General features: G+C 63.6%; 16 protein-coding genes. 8 read left to right on the top strand and 8 right to left on the bottom strand.

The window, feature by feature from the left end; translation table 11 throughout:
* Positions 1-21 precede the first annotated feature (21 nt).
* The 4 genes from DWV00_RS10555 to DWV00_RS10540 form a co-directional block, all read right to left on the bottom strand.
* Positions 22-1,323: an MFS transporter gene (locus tag DWV00_RS10555; RefSeq protein WP_115533524.1), complete on the bottom strand. Its 1,302-nt coding sequence runs from the start codon at positions 1,321-1,323 to the stop codon at positions 22-24.
* Positions 1,324-1,367: 44 nt separating this feature from the next.
* The gene (locus DWV00_RS10550) at positions 1,368-2,450 is read right to left on the bottom strand and encodes a porin (protein ID WP_115533523.1); all 1,083 of its coding nucleotides are present in this window, start codon (positions 2,448-2,450) and stop codon (positions 1,368-1,370) included.
* A 278-nt stretch (positions 2,451-2,728) separates the two neighbouring features.
* Positions 2,729-3,772: a phosphotriesterase family protein gene (locus DWV00_RS10545; protein ID WP_115533522.1), complete on the bottom strand. Its 1,044-nt coding sequence runs from the start codon at positions 3,770-3,772 to the stop codon at positions 2,729-2,731.
* Positions 3,773-3,852: 80 nt separating this feature from the next.
* Positions 3,853-4,773 carry a beta-keto acid cleavage family enzyme gene (locus DWV00_RS10540; RefSeq protein ID WP_115533521.1) on the bottom strand — a complete coding sequence of 307 codons (921 nt, stop codon included), beginning with the start codon at positions 4,771-4,773 and terminating at the stop codon, positions 3,853-3,855.
* 197 nt (positions 4,774-4,970) lie between these two features.
* Between DWV00_RS10540 and DWV00_RS10535 the strand changes: the two genes are divergently transcribed.
* Positions 4,971-5,711: a Crp/Fnr family transcriptional regulator gene (locus DWV00_RS10535; protein ID WP_115533520.1), complete on the top strand. Its 741-nt coding sequence runs from the start codon at positions 4,971-4,973 to the stop codon at positions 5,709-5,711.
* Positions 5,712-5,744: 33 nt separating this feature from the next.
* Here the strand turns inward: DWV00_RS10535 and DWV00_RS10530 are convergent, their stop codons facing one another.
* Positions 5,745-7,457 carry an acid phosphatase gene (locus DWV00_RS10530; RefSeq protein ID WP_115533519.1) on the bottom strand — a complete coding sequence of 571 codons (1,713 nt, stop codon included), beginning with the start codon at positions 7,455-7,457 and terminating at the stop codon, positions 5,745-5,747.
* A 182-nt stretch (positions 7,458-7,639) separates the two neighbouring features.
* Entirely contained in the window at positions 7,640-8,386 is a 747-nt protein-coding gene (locus DWV00_RS10525) for a helix-turn-helix domain-containing protein (protein ID WP_115533518.1), read from the bottom strand.
* 455 nt (positions 8,387-8,841) lie between these two features.
* Between DWV00_RS10525 and DWV00_RS10520 the strand changes: the two genes are divergently transcribed.
* Entirely contained in the window at positions 8,842-9,606 is a 765-nt protein-coding gene (locus DWV00_RS10520) for a hypothetical protein (protein WP_147297868.1), read from the top strand.
* A gap of 280 nt (positions 9,607-9,886) precedes the next feature.
* On the top strand, positions 9,887-11,782 hold the full coding sequence (locus DWV00_RS10515) for a M24 family metallopeptidase (protein ID WP_115533516.1): 1,896 nt from the start codon (positions 9,887-9,889) through the stop codon (positions 11,780-11,782).
* Positions 11,783-11,860: 78 nt separating this feature from the next.
* Here DWV00_RS10515 and DWV00_RS10510 read toward each other — a convergent pair whose 3' ends face one another.
* Both DWV00_RS10510 and DWV00_RS10505 read right to left on the bottom strand, forming a co-directional pair.
* Positions 11,861-12,745: an alpha/beta fold hydrolase gene (locus DWV00_RS10510; protein WP_115533515.1), complete on the bottom strand. Its 885-nt coding sequence runs from the start codon at positions 12,743-12,745 to the stop codon at positions 11,861-11,863.
* Positions 12,746-12,773: 28 nt separating this feature from the next.
* A complete protein-coding gene (locus DWV00_RS10505; RefSeq protein ID WP_115533514.1) occupies positions 12,774-14,012 on the bottom strand; it encodes an MFS transporter in 1,239 nt (412 codons plus the stop codon).
* 163 nt (positions 14,013-14,175) lie between these two features.
* Between DWV00_RS10505 and DWV00_RS10500 the strand changes: the two genes are divergently transcribed.
* From DWV00_RS10500 to DWV00_RS10480, 5 genes are all read left to right on the top strand, one after another.
* Entirely contained in the window at positions 14,176-15,078 is a 903-nt protein-coding gene (locus DWV00_RS10500; protein WP_115533513.1) for a LysR family transcriptional regulator, read from the top strand.
* A gap of 169 nt (positions 15,079-15,247) precedes the next feature.
* A complete protein-coding gene (locus tag DWV00_RS10495; RefSeq protein WP_115533512.1) occupies positions 15,248-16,177 on the top strand; it encodes an NAD-dependent protein deacetylase in 930 nt (309 codons plus the stop codon).
* Positions 16,178-16,249: 72 nt separating this feature from the next.
* Positions 16,250-17,659, top strand: a complete 1,410-nt coding sequence (gndA, locus tag DWV00_RS10490; RefSeq protein WP_115533511.1) for an NADP-dependent phosphogluconate dehydrogenase — start codon at positions 16,250-16,252, stop codon at positions 17,657-17,659.
* Positions 17,660-17,819: 160 nt separating this feature from the next.
* Positions 17,820-18,143 carry a DUF4148 domain-containing protein gene (locus DWV00_RS10485; RefSeq protein WP_115533510.1) on the top strand — a complete coding sequence of 108 codons (324 nt, stop codon included), beginning with the start codon at positions 17,820-17,822 and terminating at the stop codon, positions 18,141-18,143.
* A 306-nt stretch (positions 18,144-18,449) separates the two neighbouring features.
* The gene (locus tag DWV00_RS10480; protein WP_245964818.1) at positions 18,450-19,160 is read left to right on the top strand and encodes a peptidoglycan DD-metalloendopeptidase family protein; all 711 of its coding nucleotides are present in this window, start codon (positions 18,450-18,452) and stop codon (positions 19,158-19,160) included.
* Positions 19,161-19,203 lie beyond the last annotated feature (43 nt).

Below are 19,203 nucleotides of genomic sequence, written 5' to 3'. Positions count from 1 at the left end.
ACAATGAATTTTCACAAACACTCAGATCGCCGTCGCGCGAGCGCGATCCTTCATCACCAGCAAGGCGGGCAGCGTAATCGTCGCGCTCGCGGCGAGCAGCCATCCGGCCGAGGCCGGTGCGGTGGTCAGCGAAATCGTCCACGTCGTCAGGAAAGGCGAGAAGCCGCCTAGGATCGTTGCCAGCGCGCCGCCGACGGAAACGCCGGTCGACCGAGACCGTGTCGGAAACATTTCGGCGAGCGCCGCCGGGCCCGCGCCGGAGAACATCGTGAAGACGACGTTCATCACTAGTTGGACGCAGAAGAACGTCATGAAGTCCGTCGTCGCGGTGATCAGCCGGTAGAGGGGGTACGACAGCACGAGAAAGAAGAGGCAGCTCGCGAGCAGCACCGGTTTGCGTCCGATGCGATCGGACAGCGCGCCCATCAGCGGCGCCGCGACCGTGACGATCGCCAGCGACAACGAACTGGTCCACAGCGCTTGCGAGCGCGAGATATGACCATATTTGCTCGCGAAGGTCGGCATGTAGACGGCGACCATGTACGAACTGACCGCCCAGAAGATCACGAACGCAAACGCATGGAAGATCGATCTGGAGAATGCCGCGCCGTCGGCTTTCGTGTAAGCGCTCGTATCGTTCTCATACATCGGAGAATCCTGTACGTGGCGGCGCACGTACATGCCGACGGGACCGAGCACCGCACCGAGGACGAACGGAATGCGCCAACCCCACGATTCGAGCGCGTCGGAGGTGAGCGTCGTGCTTAGCACGGCTGCGGTTAGAGAGCCGAGCAGAAGGCCCGCTGCGATGCTCGATTGCTGGAACGCTCCAAAGAAGCCGCGCCGGCTGGCGCCACCCCATTCGACGAGAAACGCGGCCGCCGTGCCCCATTCGCCGCCCGCGGCGAAGCCCTGAATCAACCTTGCGGCGACGAGCAGTACCGGTGCCCAAATGCCGATGCGCTCGTAAGTCGGAAGCAGACCGATGGCGACTGTGCTGCACGCCATCAGGATCATCGTCATCGCGAGCGTGAGGTGGCGCCCTTGCAAATCCGCGAGACGTCCGAGCACCAGAGAGCCGATCGGGCGCGAGATGAAGCCGACTCCAAACACGCCGAACGAAGCGAGCAGCGACGTGACCTCGTTTGAAGCCGGAAAGAAGTTGTGCGCGATGACCGCGGCGAGAAAACCGTAGGCGCCGAAGTCGAACCATTCGAGCACGTAGCCGACCGTGCCCGCAATGATGGCGCGCCGCTGCTCGCCGTTGCCGGAGATGACGTGCGGCGTTTCCGATCCCGCCGCCGAGTGCGAAGTGAGATTCATGATCCTTACCGTTGTAGTGCCCGCCGAAACCGCGCGGACGCGTGTCAGAACTTGTGACGGATGCCGATGCGCAGCGCGAGCTGCTTCTCGGTGCTCGAAGACGGCAGCGTGACGAGCACCGCGCGGGCGCCGCCGGAAGCCTTGTCATAGTTGGCCGTGACGTAGACGTCGGTGCGTTTGGAGAGCAGGTAATCGACGACCGCGCTGAACTCGTTCCATCGATATCCCGACATCCTCGAATAGTCGTAGCCGCCTGCGATCACGATGTCCGGTCGCACGGAGTAGTGCGCGACGGCATCGATACTCTGGAGCGTTTGCGCGTTCGTAGCGGTTTCGTAGCGGGTATTGCTATAGAGGCCCGAAACGCCGAACGTGCCGAACGAGTACGAAGCGCCGATGCCCGCCGTGCGGTAGCGATTCACGACGACGGTTTGCGACGAGAAGTCGACGGCTGCGCCGAGAAAATTGGCGACGCCGAGACTGCTGCCCGGCGTCACCGCATAGTCATGGATGCTCGTCGTCGCCGCACCGATGCTGAACGGACCGTTGGCATAGCTCGCGCTAAGACTGTAGGCAGGGCCATAGCCGTTGGATGGCGCGCCCAGCGAATTCAAGCTGTATTGGGCGTTGAACGTCAGACCTCGAAGGTTGGGGCTCGTGTACGAGATCGCATTGTTTAGCCAGTTTCCGGAAATGCGATCGTTGTCGCCGATGTTGAACGCGTAAATTCCGCTCCAGTAGCCGGGGTGATACTGGATCAGCGTGGTGGTCATCTGATCGTAGGTGCGCCCGAGGCGCAGGGTGCCGTACGCATCGCTTTGCAGGCCGACGTACGCCTGCCTGCCGAACTCGAGGCCGCCTTGCCGCAATGCGCCGGTATTCGGATTGAACCCGTTTTCGAGGTTGAAGATCGCCTTGAGGCGGCCCCCGAGGTCTTCGGCTCCACGCAGGCCGAACCGGTCGCCTTGACTGATGCTGTCGTCCATTCGGTAGACCGAATGGCCTTGCTGGTTGTTCACATACGTCAGGCCGTCGTCGATGACGCCGTACAGCGTGACGCTCGACTGCGCATGCGCGAAAGCGGAGAGCGTGAACGCTAGTCCGCCACCGAAAGTTTTCCAATCCATGAATGTCTCCGATGCAGCGATGGTTGTTATCGTCCGGCAGGAATTCCGCCGCCTGTCGTTAGGAACGCGAATCATTGTTCACTGAACAGGAAAACGTTATATGACGAACAAAAACGATTGGCAACGAAATTCGTCGATTTCTCTAGCGATGGGGAAAGGTGTCGGGAGGGGAAAAGCGAGAAGGCAAAGCGCGAGCGCATCCGGTCGCCCTCGCTGAAGACAACGAGTTCGATGGATGCGCGGTGACTGCCGTGGGGCGCGAAGCGCGCCCTTCAAGTTCAAGCGAGCGCGAGCAGGCGTCGAGGCGTATCGATCAGCAGCGTGTCGATTTCATTTTGAGTGAAGCCGCGGCGAAGCATCCTAGGGACGATGTTCGAGAAGATATGCTGATATCCGTGTCCTCCGTATCGGCTCAATCGGGTGCGTGTGCAGATGTCGTGGCTGATGAGAATGCGTTCGCCATGACCGCGGTCGAACAGCAGGCGCACCATCCGCATGCGCGTACCGTCGTTCGGCATGTCGATGTCCGACATCGGATACGCGCATTGCTCCCATCCGAACAGATCGAATTCGATTACGCATCCGCTGTCGGCGAGGCGCAGCAAGCGGTCGTCGTCGAAAATCGTGCGGTCGATATGACTCATGATCGCGCGCTCGACCGGAAAACCGAGTTCGCGAATCCGGTCGACGACTTCCCGTGGCTGGTCCGGATGACGGCCGGGATGGACGTTCAACGCCGCGCCGGTTTCCTGCTGAGCGATCAGCGCGCCATGCAGGACGCGCTGTTCCTGCTCGGTCCACGGCGATTGGCAGCCGATTTCACCGATGATGCCCGCGCGCACCTCTGTGCCCCAGGCGCCGATCGTCATGTGCTCGATCATCTCGCCGGCGAAATCGTCGACCGTGCGACTTGCGTTGCGTGGGTGCTGATATTCGTGCACGTAGTGGCCGCAGCCCATCACGACAGGGATACCCGTTTCACTCGAGATCTGTGCGAGGCCCCGCGGGTCCGGTTTGAGGCCGCCTGTCGTTAGATCGACGATCGCGCGCCCGCCGGCGGCCTTCATCTCGAGAAGTTCTTCCGCTGCGACGTCTTTCTGATTCAACCGATAGTTCTTGAGCGCGCGCTGTTGACCATAGTTGATCTTCCAGCAGTTGCACAGATCGATCTCGGTCTGATCGCGATCGGCGTCTTCCGCGAGGCTCGGCGGCACGAGATCGATCAGCAGATGCTCGTGCATCAACGTGGGGCCGAGGCTTTCGGGTTCGATCGGCCCCAGCACGGTCTGGATCTTGCCTTTGCAGGCGACGGGTTCGGTCATTGGAAGCGCTTTCTCGATCGTGAAGGATGACGTTGCGCGAAGCGGGACATTTCCGATTCGTTTCGGCCAGTCAGCGACGTTCAACGTGGCGCGAACTCGGGTCTTGGACTGCTCCCGCGGGGCAGCCCCATCATGTCCCGCGCTTCCGCGGGCGTTGCCGGTTCCATATCCATTTCGCGGATGATTCGGACGATGCGTTCGGTGAGCTGCAGGTTCGTGGCGAGTTCGCCATGCCGGAAATACAGGTTGTCTTCGAGACCGACACGTGCGTGTCCACCGAGCAACAAGGACGCGACGTTGGCTTCCAGCTGCGACGGGCCGATGCCGCTCACGCAGAAGATGCTGTTCGGCGGCAGCGTGTCGACCATCTGTTGAAGGTAGCGTACGGAGAAGGGCATGGCGTTTTGGAAGTTCCGATGCACGTTCATCACGAGGTTGACGAAATGCGGCGCTTCGTCGTGCCCCTCGCCGATCAGCGTGGTGACGTCCTGCAGCACATGCGTGTGATTGAAGACTTCCCACTCGGGCTTGATGCCGCGTTCCTTCATGCCTCGCGCGAGCGCGCGGCCTTTCGATATCGGCGTATCCATGAGGATTTCCCGGTCGCCGAACGTGAGATTCAATGTCGTCGCATCGAGCGTGCACATCTCCGCGCCCGCGTCCATGCCCTTGATGCGTTCCTCCCACGCGATCTCCCACCGGTCGCCCGGTAGCGCGCGGATCATGTCGCCATGAACGCCGCCTCCGGTCGAATTGTTCAACACGACGTCACAGCCGGCATCGCGGATACGTCGATTGATCTCGCGGTAGATCGACGCGTCGCAGGTTGCGCCGTCGTCGGGACGGCGCGCGTGGATCGCCGCGACGCTTGCGCCGGCTTTCCAGCATTGCACGACGTCGTCGGCGATTTCCTCGGGTTGGGTCGGCAACTGCGGGTTCTGCGATTTGTGCGCCATCCCGCCGGTCGGGGCGATCGTGACGATGACCTTGCGTTTTGCCATGGTGTCTCCGTTTGTGATGGGCCGACCGGGGAGGCGCGTGCTGTGTTCTTGCCCGAAGCGTCATCGACACCACGGCACCGGCCGGCTTTCCAGTGCAGTAAGATTCTTCATCCTCCGCATGCGCCGATCAGTCATCGCGACGACAATCTGCGCCAGGGTTAACGCGTATCGAGCGCCGGCGCGCGCCGCACATTCACATGTCCCTCTCGAAGCAGCCTTCCCGTCACCGCGCGAGCGTGTCGAATTCACCCTCTCAGGCACGAACGCTCGATGCTTTGCTTGCGCAGTCGGTTTGGTACGTGGGGCTGAGCGAGCCGGCTCGCTCAGAAGTACGGGCGCGCATTCGCGAACTGGATGTATCGATGGGGCATGCGCTGTGCCGGCGCGGCGACAAGCCGCGATACTGGTACGGCACGATCGACGGTCTGCTGAAGTGGTCGGTCACGCGCGACGACGGACGCTCGGTCACGCTCGGCGGGCTATCGACGGGAAGCTGGTTCGGCGAAGGCACCCTGATGCAGGGCCCCGCGCACAGCGCGGACATCATCGCGCTGAAGCCGAGCCGCGTGGCGCTATTGCCAGCCGATACGTTCGCTTGGCTGCGTGCGAACGAAACCTCATTCGGCGAATTTCTGCTGCGTCAGATCAACGAGCGGATGCAGTGGTTTCTCGGCAATTTTGCCGCGCATCATCTGCTCGACACCGACGGCAACGTCGCACGCGCGCTCGCGGGCCTCTTCCATCCGTGGCTGCATCCGCTCAGCGATCCGCACCTGCGTGTGTCGCAGGAGGAAATCGCGAATCTATCGGGGCTGTCTCGGCAACGGTGCAATGCGGCCTTGCGCCGCCTGGCCGAAGCCGGGTTGATCGAGATCGAGTACGGGGGAATCGTCGTCATCGATCTCGACGGGTTGCGAAGCCGAACGGCGCTGCGATAGTGCGGCGCGGCCTGCCTTAACCGCTGGAGCACTTCACCCCAAATCGAGCGCCCGCGTCAGATCCCCCGGCGGCGTCTCGCCACGTTCCGCGAACGCATGATTGCGTGCCGCGACCCCATCGAGCGGCTGCAAGCCGTGAACGCGATCGATGAAGCGCAGGATCGAGTTCGTGTCGTAGAACGTGTGATCGACGTATCCCTTCTTCGCGAACGGTGCGATCACGAGTGCCGGAATGCGGGAGCCGGGGCCCCAGCGGTCGCCTTTGGGCGGCGCGACGGGATCCCACCACCCGCCGTTCTCGTCGTGCGTCATCACGATGACCGTTTCCTTCCACTGCGGCCCATTGCGGATGTGATCGATGACGTTCGCGATGTGCTTGTCGCCCGATTCGATGTCGGCATAGCCCGCGTGCATGTTGAGATTGCCCTGCGGCTTGTAGAACGAGACGGCGGGCAGGCGGCCCGCGTCGATATCGGCGATGAAGCGGTTTGTCGATGCGTCGTCGCCGACGCCCGCGTCGCGCAAATGCCGTGCGCGGGCCTCGGTGCCGGGCGCGTAGCGGGAGAAGTAGTTGAACGGTTGATGATGGTATTGAAAGTCCGGCCTCATGCCCGTATCGCGATGCTCGAGCGCGTATTGCCAAGCGCCGCTGTACCAGGCCCAATCGACGCCTTTGTCGGAGAGGCGGTCGCCGATGGTCGCATACGCTTGCGGCGGCATGACCTTGGGATTCGCCGGATCGGCCAACGTTGAATCGCCCCCCGGCGCGGGTGCGACGAAGCTCGGCTGGTAAGGCGGGGCCATCGTGTTGACGGCATATCCGTCCGGCGTGAACAGGCCGTCGCGAACGAACTTCGGCGGCCCGTCGAGCGCCGACGCTTTAGCGTTGGGCGCGATCTTGAGCCGCGTGCCGAGCGGATCGTTGCCTTCGAGCACCGACACCAAATGCTGCGCGGGGCTCGCCGCAATGTTCGGGTAGAACGGCGCTTGCGCGGAAATCAGGAAGATGTGATTGAGCCAAGAGCCGCCGAACGCGGCCATGAAGAAGTTGTCGCACAGCGTGTATTGCTGCGCGAGATTCCAAAGCCGCAGCGTTTGCGCCGAATTGCGGTAATGGCCCATCACGAGCGCGCCCGAATCGGCCCAGGCGACGAATTGATCGTTGCGCCCGCCGTTGATCTGCATCTGATTCTGATAGAAGCGGTGCCATAGATCGCGCGTGATGACGGCGTTCGGCAGCGGCTTGCCTTCGGCATCGGACACGACGAACGGGCGATTCGGGAAGTGCGTGATGTCGTCCTGGCCGATCATGTAGCGCGTCATGCCGACTTGCTGCGCTTGCGGCACGAGCCCGCCCCAGATCTTCGGCAGATAGGGCAGCGGGGTCTTGCCGTCGCGATCCAACTGCAACGGGGCCCGCGCGGCGGCGGCATCGATCGGCTGCAGCACGCCGGGGAAGTGGCCGTACAGATTCGTGAAGCTGCGATTCTCGGCGTAGATGACGACGACGTGGCGCACGCGCGCGTGCAAGGCGGCGTCGAGTTTTTCTTCCGCGGCTGTTCTTGCGATGGCTCGGCCGGGTTGCGCCGCATGGCTCGTCGGGGGCGTGCAGGCGGGCAAGGCAAGCCCCATGCCCATTGCTGCGAGGCCACCGAGCACGCGGCGGCGTTCGGGGCTTGCCGGCCGGTCTTCGTCGTTCGATTCCGGCGCTGCGTGGGGCGGCACTTTCGGCGTTTCGTCTTGCATCGGCTTTCTCCGTCGATCATTGCGCGGATGCGCATTGGCGCGCCAGGACATAGCGCGTTGGCGGCCTCGCCAGGCGATAGCGGTGCGCGGAGAGGCGATGCTGCTTCATCCGACTGATCGAGCCATGCGTATCGACCGGATGACGCCGGGCGCGGGGTAGGCTACCGCCGCGCCCATCGAGATCAACGTTTGCTACCGCTCGCTCGGGCAGTCTTCTTGGCTGCTACCGTTTTCGCTCGCGGTGATTTGGCGGTCGCGCTCGGCTTCTTGGGTGCCGGCATCGGCACCGATGCCGGTACGGCGGCCGTCTTCTTTGCCGTCACGGCGCCGCGGCCCTTCGGCGTGCGCGAGAGCGGCGTGAATTCTGCGTGGCCGTCGTCGAACAGCGGTAGCGTGCCCACCGCGATGACTTCGGCCGGCCCGGGGCCGACGTTGACGACGCGGTGCCGATGCTGGGCATCGAAATGCAGCGAATCGCCCGCCGTCAGTTCGTAGTCCTTCTTGCGCAGCGTGTAGCGGACTTTACCGGACAGCACGTACACGAACTCGTCGCCGCCGTGCGCCACCCATTCGGAAGCGTAGCCTTCCATCATCAGCACTTTGACGGCGTTGAGCATGCTGCCGTCGAACGTCGTGGAAAGCCGCTCGTACTTTTGCCGCATCGGCCCGACTTGGTACGATTCGCGCCGCCCTTCGTGCGAATCGGGCTGAACTTGACGGGGATGCTCGAGCAGCGAGCCGAGCGGCACGTTCAACGCTTTCGCGACGTTGACGAGCGACGATATCGAAATGCCGGTCAGGTTGCGCTCGACTTGCGACAAGAATCCCACCGACAAGCGCGACGCCGTGGCCACTTCGAGCAGCGTCATCTTCGATTCCCGGCGCAGCCGTCGAATGCGCTGGCCGATGTGATTGATATCCGAATCCATGAATCCTCTTGAAGGCGATTGCCGTAAGCCCGTCGAGCCGGCGATCGGCGCGGTATGACAGACCGACTGCGCGCCGGCGCGGATCGGCGCGTCGGCGGCTGCCCGGCAGCAACTTCGGCGCATTGTACCGCGCTGTTCGCGCCCTGGAACCGGTGCGGCCGGCGCGCGGTGCGAATTCGCGTAGGGGGCCGCGCGGGATATGGCCGGTGCTTTCAAAGCCTACAAGTTCTGGTGGGGCATGGGCATGGGTCCGCAGTCCCTAACCGACATTCGAAGCATTGCCGCGTAACGACTACGGAAGAGCCGGCTCCGGCTGCGTGGCGCGTGCCCAATACTCCAAGCGGATCGACCGGTCCACCTAGTCGGCGCGTTTGCTTCGTCTACTTCATCACTTCTTCCAACCGGAGTCGGAAGGCGCGTCGCCGTCAAGCCATCAGGAATTTAGGAGAATCATCGTGTCTTATATGGCAGATCCGCTCGGCGCCGGACGCATGCTACCGTCTTCCCTCCAGTCATTCGCGGACAGGCCCGTGCCGCCCGATCCCAACACGGGGCCCAATCCCTGGCCGGCGTCGGGTGTCACGGCAGGCAACGCCAATTTGGTTTGGACCGCCAGCGGCGACGGCCAGATCGCAACCGCGACGGTCAAGAACAGCCAGGATCAGATCGTCGGCCAAGTCGCGGTCGACAGCAGCAACAATACGGTCTCGGTGACGAAATACGATCCGAGTACGGGGAAGCCCGACGTCGATCCCTCCTCGGGAAAGCCGCTCTCGTCGACGTTTCATTACGACTCCGACGGCAGTCTCGTCAACGATGGGAATCTCGCATCCGAGGACCTCTCTCAGGTGCCCTTGGACGGCGATAACCAACGCAATCAATTGGTGACGCTGCAAGCGCAAAGCGGCGATATGGCGGCGATTTCCGTCGATATCGCCCCGGATCTTCGGAACCCGGCGAGTCACTCGCTCGCGGCGGTGATCGTTGCGCCCACGCGCGATTCCGCCGGCGACGCCGAGGGCCAACTGCTGTACATGAAACAAGGCAGCGTGCAGGACGATGGCTCCGCGGGACCGAAGCAAGTGTCCGCCTGGTACGAAGGCCGAGACAACGAGACCCTGGCGCCGATCGATCAAACGTACACGACGCCGCCCTTGGCCGTGCCGCCGGCACAACTGCACGAGCAGGGCTGGTTCCACCAGTTGCTTGGCTCGCTATAGCGCATAGCGCGCGGATTCTCGAAGCGGCCCGTCATCCGGCCGGCTCGGTTCGCATGGACCGAAGGGGCTGGATGCCCTTTCGATCCTCGCATCGCTCGGGTCGACGTCCCCAATCCATCCCATTCTCGAGCCACAGGTCGCGCAGCACGCGCTCCGGCAGTCTCCGTCAAAAATTTTAGTCCCACAAAAATTTTAGCTTGACTTAAATTATCGTCGGCGGTAGTTTTCACGATGGGGGCAGCCGCGAGCGCTGCGAGCGTGGACCGACCGAGCAGATCCGATGATCGACCGACTTGAATACAACTTTTCCGATCTTCCGTCCTACGAACCTTCGGTAGCGCAGATGCATGCGCGTCTCGGCACGTTCATCGAACGTCTCGAACTCGACGCGCTTGTCGTCACGTCGCAAGACGAATTCATTTCCGAATACGTGCCGCGCCGAAATAGCCAGCGTTTCGCGCTGTCGGGCTTCGACGGCTCGGCGGGATCGGGCATCTTCCTCAGCGAAGCGGCGGCCGCGCGAATCGGCGTACCGCGGTTCGTGCTGTTCGTCGACGGCCGCTATCACCTGCAAGCCGAGTCGCAGTGCGACAAGGCGCACGTGCATCTCCAAAAGCTCGAGCTCGGATTGCCGATCTGGTCGGCGCTCGCGATGTGGCTCTCGACGCACGCCGGCGTGCTGCGCTCCGTGGGTTACGACGCACTGCGCGTGAGCGTCGCGCAACGCGACCGGCTGTTCGCCGACACGCGGCACGGCGCGCTCCGATGGACGGGGCTCACGTCACGCGAGATCGATCGCGCGATCGACTTGCCGGGCTGGCAGGTCGATCGGCCGATCTTCGAGTTGCCCGAGTCGATGACGGGTACCGCCGTGGCCGGCAACATCGCCGCGCTGAACGACCGCTTGCGCGGGCATCTCGGCAACGCCGGCGCCCGCGTTTGCTGGATGACGTGCGCGGCCGACGACATCGGCTACCTGCTCAACAGCCGCGGCTATCACATGCCGAACGCGTCGTCGCATCTCGGGTATTTGTTCGTCGTCGGCGATCAGGTGGCGCTGTATTTGCCCGAGGGCTGCGAGCGCTGCCCGGTTCAGCTTGAGGCTTATCCGAAGCTGCAAGTGTTCCGCAACGACCTGGCCGCGCTGGGCCGTTTTCTCGCGCTGTTCGACGTCGATCATGTCTGCTACGGTGCCGAGTCGGTCAATTGCGCGATGCCCGATGCGTTGGGCCGCGTCTGGCCGCATGCGCGCCACTCGAACTTCAGTCCCGTCGAATCGATGCGCGTGTCGAAAACGCCGCAGGTGCTGGCGCAGTTTCGCGATGCATTCGCGCGCAGTAGCGCCGCGATCGCGCAGACGATGCGTTGGGCGAAATACGGCGAGGCGGGGCAACGGCATTCCGAATACGATCTCGCGCGCAAGATCAACGATGCCTACGCCGCGCGCGGCGCCGTAGGGCTATCGTTTACGACGATCGCCGCGCACGGCGCGAACAGCGCATTGGCGCATTATGCGGCGGCGAGCAAGGACATCGCGCTCGACGACGGCGAATTGCTGCTGCTCGATAGCGGGGCCTACTACGAAGGCGGCTTCGCGACGGACTGCACGCGTGTCGTGCTGCGCAAGACCGACGCCGGCACGCAGGCCCAGCCGTGGCAGCGCGAGATCTATACGACCACGCTCAAGGCCTGCATCAAAGGGCTGATTACGCCCTTCCGCGCCGACCTCACGGGCGAGGAGGTGGACGAAGCGGTGCGCGACGTTTGCCGCGCGCGCGGCTACGACTTCAATCACGGCACCGGCCACGGCATCGGCATTCACGTGCACGAAGGCGGTGTGCGTTTTGCGCCGGGCTCGAAGTACGGCCTCGTTCCGAATGCCGTCATCTCGGTCGAACCGGGCATCTATGTGGCCGGCAAGGGCGGGGTTCGCATCGAGAACATCGTCGTCATCCATCCGAGCGCGAGCGATCAAGGAAAGGTCGAATTCGAAAATCTCGTTGCAGTCGGATACGACTGGGATTTGATCGACATCGACATGCTCGACGACGACGAGCGGCGCTACCTGCGCGAGTATGAACAGCTATGCGCGGAGCTCGGCAACAGCGTCACGGCTTGCCCGTTGCTGCAATCCGGCAGCCCGGTAGCGCATAGCCATAGCCCTCTAGCGCAGTGATGCGCTGAATATCGCTGGTGCAAGCGGGCGGCGCCTCGCTTGCACGAACTTCGCTGCGCAAAACCGCAAAACAAAACACTACGCGCCGTCGCCCTCCAGCGATGCCATGAAGCCGCGCGTGAGCGAGGCCACTTCATCGCAGGCCTCATCGAGCGCAAAGTGCCCCGCCTCTAGCAGGTGAACTTGCGCTTCGGGTACGTCACGCAGATATGCGTGGGCGCCTTCGACCATGAACGACGGATCGTGCTTGCCCCATACGACGAGCATCGGCGGCCGATGCTCGCGCATATATTGCTGCCACCGCGGGTAGTTTTCGACGTTCGTTCGATAGTCGTAAAAAAGTTCGGTCTGAATGTCGATTTGTCCGGGGCTCGACAGGAACGCGAACTCGTCGTGCCATGCGTCCGGGTCGTATCGCTCGGGGTGCGGCGTACGGCCGACGTGCCGCAGCCGCGTCGCATCGAACGAAAGCAGATTCGCCCGCAATGCGGCTTCGTGCCGGGGCCGATCGGCCCAGAACGCCTTGCGTGTATCCCACAGCGGCCCGAGCCCTTCTTCGTGCGCCACCGCGTTTTGCACGACGATTCCGCGAATGCGCTCGGGTTGGGCTTGCGCCATCCGGAATCCGACAGGGCCGCCGTAATCTTGTACGAACAACGCAAAGCGATCGAGTTCGAGCCGATTGACGAATGCAGTCATGACTTGAGCGAGCCGATCGAACGTGTAGACGAATTCCGTCGGCGGCAAGGAGGTGCTTAGGCCGAAGCCTGGGTAGTCGGGTGCAATGAGGCGATAGCGGTCGGCAAGCGGCGCCAGCAGGGTTTCATACATTCGCGACGATGACGGAAAGCCATGCAGCAGCAAAAGCACCGGGGCATCCCGCGGGCCGGCCTCGCGGTAAAAGATGTCCAGTCCGTCGACGGTGACGGTCTTATATCGGATGTTTGCGCGGGTCCAATTCATTTGATTCTCCTAGGCAGGTATGCGTGAGTCAGGACGGCGTGCGATCTCGATGCGTCATATGAATCAGTGCGGCGGCAGCGAATGCCATGAGTGTGACACTACTCACGCCGAGCCATCCGATCGAAGCAAGCGTCGGACCGGACAACGCGGCACCGATTGCGCCACCGACGAAGAATAGCCCAGTAAAAAGACCGTTGACGCGTCCGCGCGATTCGGGCGCGAGCAAGTTGATCGCGCGGCGTCCCAGTGCCTGATCCGCGATGACGCCGGCATCGAGCAGAAAGGCCGCGGCAGCGGCGATCGCGATTGCAAGCGTGTGCGGTATCGGCGCGGTCAGCGCCCAAGCGGCCGTGACGATGGCGACAATCGCGATGACGTGTGCCGTCTGCTTGGCTCGCCGCGCATGGCCGCGATCGGCCGCCCGTCCGGCGATTGGCGCGGCCACGGCACCGCCCGCGCCGGCAAGCGCGAACACGGCGATTTGCGTCGCGCTGCAATGGAACGGCGCACGCGAGAGCACCACGGCAACGCTCGTCCAGAACGTGTTGAAGCCAATCATTAGGAGTCCTTGATAAAGTGCATGCCGGCGCAAGGTATCGATGGACACGACCAGATGTCCGAGCGAGGCGATCAGCGACCGATAGGACGGCTTGCCGATGGGCAGGAGCGGAGGCAGGCGGGGCACCGCGCACAACGCGACGACGGCGAGCAGAGCGGCGTCGGCGAAGAAGAAGCCGCGCCATCCGAGCGCGCGCGTCGCGATGCTGGCAAGGGGGCGTGACAGCAGAATGCCGAGCATGAGTCCGCTCATGACGTTGCCGACCACCGCGCCACGCGCTTGCGGCGGTACCAGCGAGGCGGCGGCGGGCACGAGCATTTGGATCGCGCTGGCCGTGACACCGATCGCGAACGATGCCGCGAGGAACACGATAGGCGTTGGCGCAAGCGCGGCAGCGGCGAGACAAACCGCTTGTGCCGCGAGCGTCGCGCCGATGAGCGGACGATTCGGCAGCCGATCGACGAGCGGAACGAGCGCGACGAGTCCCACGGCATAGCCGAACATCGTGAGCGCGGTGACGAGCGTGGTCCACGCGCGCAGGTGCAGCGAGGCATCGAGCGCGCCGAGCATCACTTGCGATGCGTACAGCGGCAGCACCGTCACGCCGACCAGCGTGGCGAACAGCAAGATGGGAACGCCCTTGCTGCTCGACGCCGGAGCCGAAGCAGGCGAGGGGGGCGACGTTGCGGTTTGCGGGCACAGGTCCATGAGAACACCTCGTTTTTTAGTTAAGTACGAATACTTCTTGGTGCGTCCGAATTATCTTGGTACGTTCTGCGACGTTCATATCGAGAGCCCGATCGATGCTACTCTCTCGATTCGCCGTCGTAATCGGCGATAAGGTAGAGACATAATCCACAAAATCGGGAGAATGACGATGCAGTCGCTGCTCGAACTGGAGACGTTCGTTGCGATCGCGGAGGAGAGAAGCCTTACGGGCGCGGCGCGGCGGCTCGGTCGATCGCTGCAGGCCGTGAGCCGGGGGTTGCAGACGCTCGAGAGCGAGATGGGCGCGACGCTCGTCGTGCGCACCACGCGCACGTCTCGGTTGAGCGACGCCGGAGAGCGGTTCTATAAGCGGGTGAAGGCGATACTCGCCGATCTCGAGATTGCCCAGACGGAACTCGCGGAGGACGCCAGACGCTTGACGGGACGGCTGCGCGTGAACGCGCCGACGCTGTTCGGGCCGCGCTTCGTCGTGCCGCTCGTCTCGGAGTTCCTGCAGCGCCATCCGGATCTGAGCGCCGCCGTGACGCTCTCCGACGAGTTCAACGATCCGGCGACGAGCGGCGCGGACGTCACGGTGCGCATCGGAGCGACGCCGGACTCTCGTTTAGTGGCACGTAAGCTTGCCGATGTGCGGCGCGTGGCGTTCGCGTCCGCGTCCTACCTCGCCGCGCATGGACACCCGCGCACGCCCGAGGATCTCGCCTCGCATGCGTGCGTCGTGCGAACGGGGATGCAAAATCCCTATCGTTGGAATTTCAAGGCGCGCACCGGGGCCGAGGTGTCGGTCGCCGTGGGGGGCCGCTTCGAGAGCGATCAAGTCGCCGCCGTCAATGGGGCGGTGCTGGGCGGGCTTGGAGTCGGGCTCGCCGCATTCTGGCAGATCCGCGACGCGCTCGACGCGGGCCACGTGAGCGTCGTGCTGCCCGAGTACGAGCCGTCGCCGCTTCCTTTGTTCGCGTTATGGCCGCGTACGCGCAAGATGCCGGCGCGCACGCGCCTGCTGATCGATTTTCTGGCGGCTCGGCTGGCCGGGGAGAAACTTTGAGCTTGCAGCCAAGTTGTAAAGATCGGAGGCTCTTCCGAGCGCCCGCTCCGGCCCGCATGCCGGCGCATCGGCGTCGATCGGCGTAGAATGCGCGACGTTGCCGTCCGCGTGTCAGTAGCGTGTCAGTGTTATCGTCGTCGATGTATCGTCAAAGGAGCCGCCGCTCATCATGACCGAATCGTCTGCTTCGTCCGCTTCGATTCGACTACCCGAGCCTTCGTTTCATGAGCCGGCTTCCAGCGCCGCGGCCATCGACGCCCTGAGCGAGTTCGCCGCATCGCACAAGCGGCTGTTCGTCTTGACGGGCGCGGGCGTCAGCGTCGCGTCGGGCATCCCCGGCTACCGCGATCTGAACGGCGATTGGATGCGCGCGCAACCGATTCAATGGCAGGCCTTTCGCGATTCCGAGCATGCGCGGCGCCGGTATTGGGCCCGCAGCATGGTCGGCTGGCCGATGCTCGCCAAGGCGCGGCCGAACGCGGCCCACTGCGCGCTGGCGCAGCTAGGCGCCGCGGGCCGTATCGGCCGTCTCGTGACACAGAACGTCGACGGGCTTCATCAGCGCGCGGGCAGTCTCGACGTTGTCGAACTGCACGGCAGCATCGACGACGTGGTCTGCCTAGGCTGCGGGACGCGCCATGCGCGCGCCGAGATCCAAACGCTGCTGTTGCGCGATAATCCCTCCCTCGCCGATGCGAGCGCCGCGGTTTCCGCCGACGGCGACGCACACCTCGAATGGGATGGGCTCGACGTCTTTCGCGTGCCGACCTGTTCGCACTGCGGCGGCATGCTCAAGCCCGACGTGGTGTTTTTCGGCGAGAACGTGCCGCGCGAGCGAGTCGAGGCGGCAGGCGTTGCGCTCGAGGCTGCCGATGCGATGCTCGTGGTCGGTTCGTCGCTGATGGTTTTTTCAGGCTATCGCTTTTGCATGTGGGCAGCGAAGGCTGGCACGCCGATTGCCGCGATCAATATCGGGGTAACACGGGCCGACGCGCTGTTCTCGCTGAAGGTGCAGGCGCCGTGCGGCGAGGCGTTGGCCGCGTTGGCCGCGCGCGTCGCGCCTTCGGTTTCTTCTGTTTCCTCTGTTTCTTATCGTTGACGGTCGTTCCGTCGTGACGTGCGCGGCGCGATCCGCCGGCACGTCGGCCTCTTCTCTTGGAGAATTCGACAAATGGGCAAACCAGCCATCGGCGTCGTCGGACTTGCGGTAATGGGCCGCAACCTCGCGCTCAACATCGAAAGCCGCGGCTATACGGTCGCGGTCTACAACCGCACCCGCGAGAAGACGGACGAATTCGTCGCCCAATTTCCCGATCGCAAGCTCGTGCCGGCCGCGTCGCTCGAACAGTTCGTCGATTCGCTCGAAAAGCCGCGGCGCATTTTGCTGATGGTCAAGGCCGGTGGGCCGACGGATGCGACGATCGCGGCGCTCAAGCCGCTGCTCGACAAGGGCGACGTGCTCATCGACGGCGGCAATACGCATTTCACCGATACGATCCGCCGCAACCAGGAACTCGCGCAGGCGGGGCTGCACTTCATCGGCACGGGCGTGTCGGGCGGCGAGGAGGGCGCGCTCAAAGGGCCCGCGATCATGCCGGGTGGCCCGCGCGATGCCTACGATCTCGTCGCGCCGATCTTGACGCAGATCGCGGCGAAGGCGCCGGATGGAGAGCCCTGCGTGGCCTATATCGGCCCCGACGGCGCCGGTCACTTCGTGAAGATGGTGCACAACGGCATCGAATATGGCGACATGCAATTGATCGCCGAAAGCTATGCCGTGCTCAAGCAGGTCGCGGGGCTGACCAATGCGGAGCTGGGGAAGGTCTACACGGAATGGAACGAGGGCGAACTCGATAGCTACCTCATCGATATCACGGCCAAGATCTTCGCCAAGCGCGACGAGGAAACGGGCAAGGACCTCGTCGACGTCATCCTCGACCGCGCGGCGCAAAAGGGGACGGGCAAGTGGACGAGCCAGAACGCGCTCGATCTCGGCGTGCCGCTGCCGCTCATCACCGAATCGGTTTTCGCGCGCGTGCTGTCGTCGCTGAAAACGCAGCGCGTCGCCGCGAGCAAAGTGCTCTCAGGGCCGCAAGCCAGACCGTTCTCGGGCGATCGCGCGGCCTTCATCGAAGCCGTGCGCCGCGCACTGTACTTGAGCAAGGTGATCTCCTATGCCCAAGGCTTCGCGCAATTGCGCGCGGCTTCCGAAGAGTACAAATGGAGCCTCGACTTCGGCGGTATCGCCAAGATTTTCCGGGCAGGCTGCATCATCCGGGCGCGATTCCTGCAGAAGATCACCGACGCTTACACGCACGATCCGGCGCTCGCCAACCTGCTGCTCGACCCGTATTTCCGCGAGATTTCGGAGCACTATCAGGCTGCGTTGCGCGAGATCGTCGTGGCCGCCGTCACGGCCGGCGTGCCCGTTCCGACGTTCGCCTCGGCGATCGCCTATTTCGACGCCTACCGCTCCGAGCGGCTGCCGGCGAACCTCGTGCAGGCGCAGCGGGACTTCTTCGGCGCGCACACGTTCGAGCGTATCGACCGCGAGGGTAGCTTCCACGCGACGTGGGCTTAGTTTTGCACATGAAACGCGGTGGCCATGGTTGGAACTGTTGCTTCTTTAGAAATTCTATTTCGTCAAATTAGTGGTTTTCCCTAGATGTTCGGCCGAATAAACTGTGATTAATCGCTGCGGCACTCCCGCATGCGGCGAATCACAGTTTCGGAGGTTGATCATGAAGTCACTCGTGTATGCAATGGTTGCGGCTTCCGCTTTGTCGATTCCGCTGGCCTCGTTCGCTCAATCGACCGACAACGGTCCCGTCACGCGCGCTCAAGTGCGTCAAGACCTGATCAATGTCGAACAAGCGGGTTACAACCCCGCTGCAAAGAGCCCGTACTATCCGGACGACATCCAAGCGGCCGAGCAGCGCGTGAACTCGCAGCAAGCCTACGGCGGTGTCGCGGCGGGTACGTCGCAGGCCGGCGCGCCGATCCAGATGGAGCGGGCGCACGCGGCGGACGACAGCGGCACCCCGTCGTTGTTTTTCGGCCGCTAAGGGCCCGACAAGCACTGGATAGGGCTCGGATCAGCATCGGATCAGCACCGTCGACGGAACGCGATCGCACCCTGCGGGTCACACCGTAGCGATCGGTTAGCGGCACTCACTGGCTCGCGGCCCCCGCAAGGGGGCGCGAGCCGGTTTCGTTTTTGGCCTCGCGTGTCGTGTACGATGCTCGGCTAGTACGATCGTGAAGAATGAAGAACGAAGAACGATAGGCGCCCGTCTCGTCGCGCAAGCCGTTTGTCAGGCTGCCGTCGAATCGGGTTCGGAAAGCAGCATCGCATCGATCGAGGGCCGAGGGTGAAGACGGTACGCATTCCTGCACGACAGCGCCGCGCGTGGGCGCGGACGGCGTTGGCATTGTCCGGCGCGATGTTTCTGGGAGGCTGCGCGACGGGCGGTTGGATGGGCCAATCGCCGTTCGAATCGCAATCCCAATCTTCCCAGCCGGCGCGCGTGCCGGCCGGTTTCTATCGCGTCAACCCCGGCGATACGCTGCCCGGTATCGCGGCCGCGTTCGGCCAGCGCGTGGACGACCTAGCCGCATGGAACAACCTGCCGCGCACGGCGATGCTGACGCCGGGGCAAATCCTGCGCGTCGCGCCTCAGCCGGGGGTGAATCCCGCTTCGAACGAAGGGCTCGTCGTTCGGCCGGCCTGGCCGGCGTACGGGCAAGTTACGCGGGTGACCGATGCGGGCAGCAACAACGTCAAAGGCATCGTGATCCTCGGGCGCCCCGAGGAAGCCGTCAAAGCGTCGGCCGACGGCAGCGTGATCTACGTCGGCACCGGCGTGGATCAGTACAAATCGCTCGTCGTCGTCAAACATGGCGGCGATGTCGTGACCGGCTATGCCGTGAACGGCGATGTCCTCGTGAAGGAAGGCGACACCGTCAAGAAGGGCCAGCCCATCGCGCAGATGGGGGCCGACTCTTCCGGGCGAGGCACCGTCGAGTTCGAAATCCGCCGGGCCGGCAAGCCCGTCGATCCCCTCGCCTACCTGCCGCGCTGATCGTATCCGCCTGCCTGGCACCGGTTGTGCTGGGGACCTTGCC

This window comes from Trinickia dinghuensis (assembly GCF_003367175.1).
Classification (GTDB): Bacteria; Pseudomonadota; Gammaproteobacteria; order Burkholderiales; family Burkholderiaceae; genus Trinickia; species Trinickia dinghuensis.
This window is presented reverse-complemented; position numbering and strand designations above follow the sequence as displayed.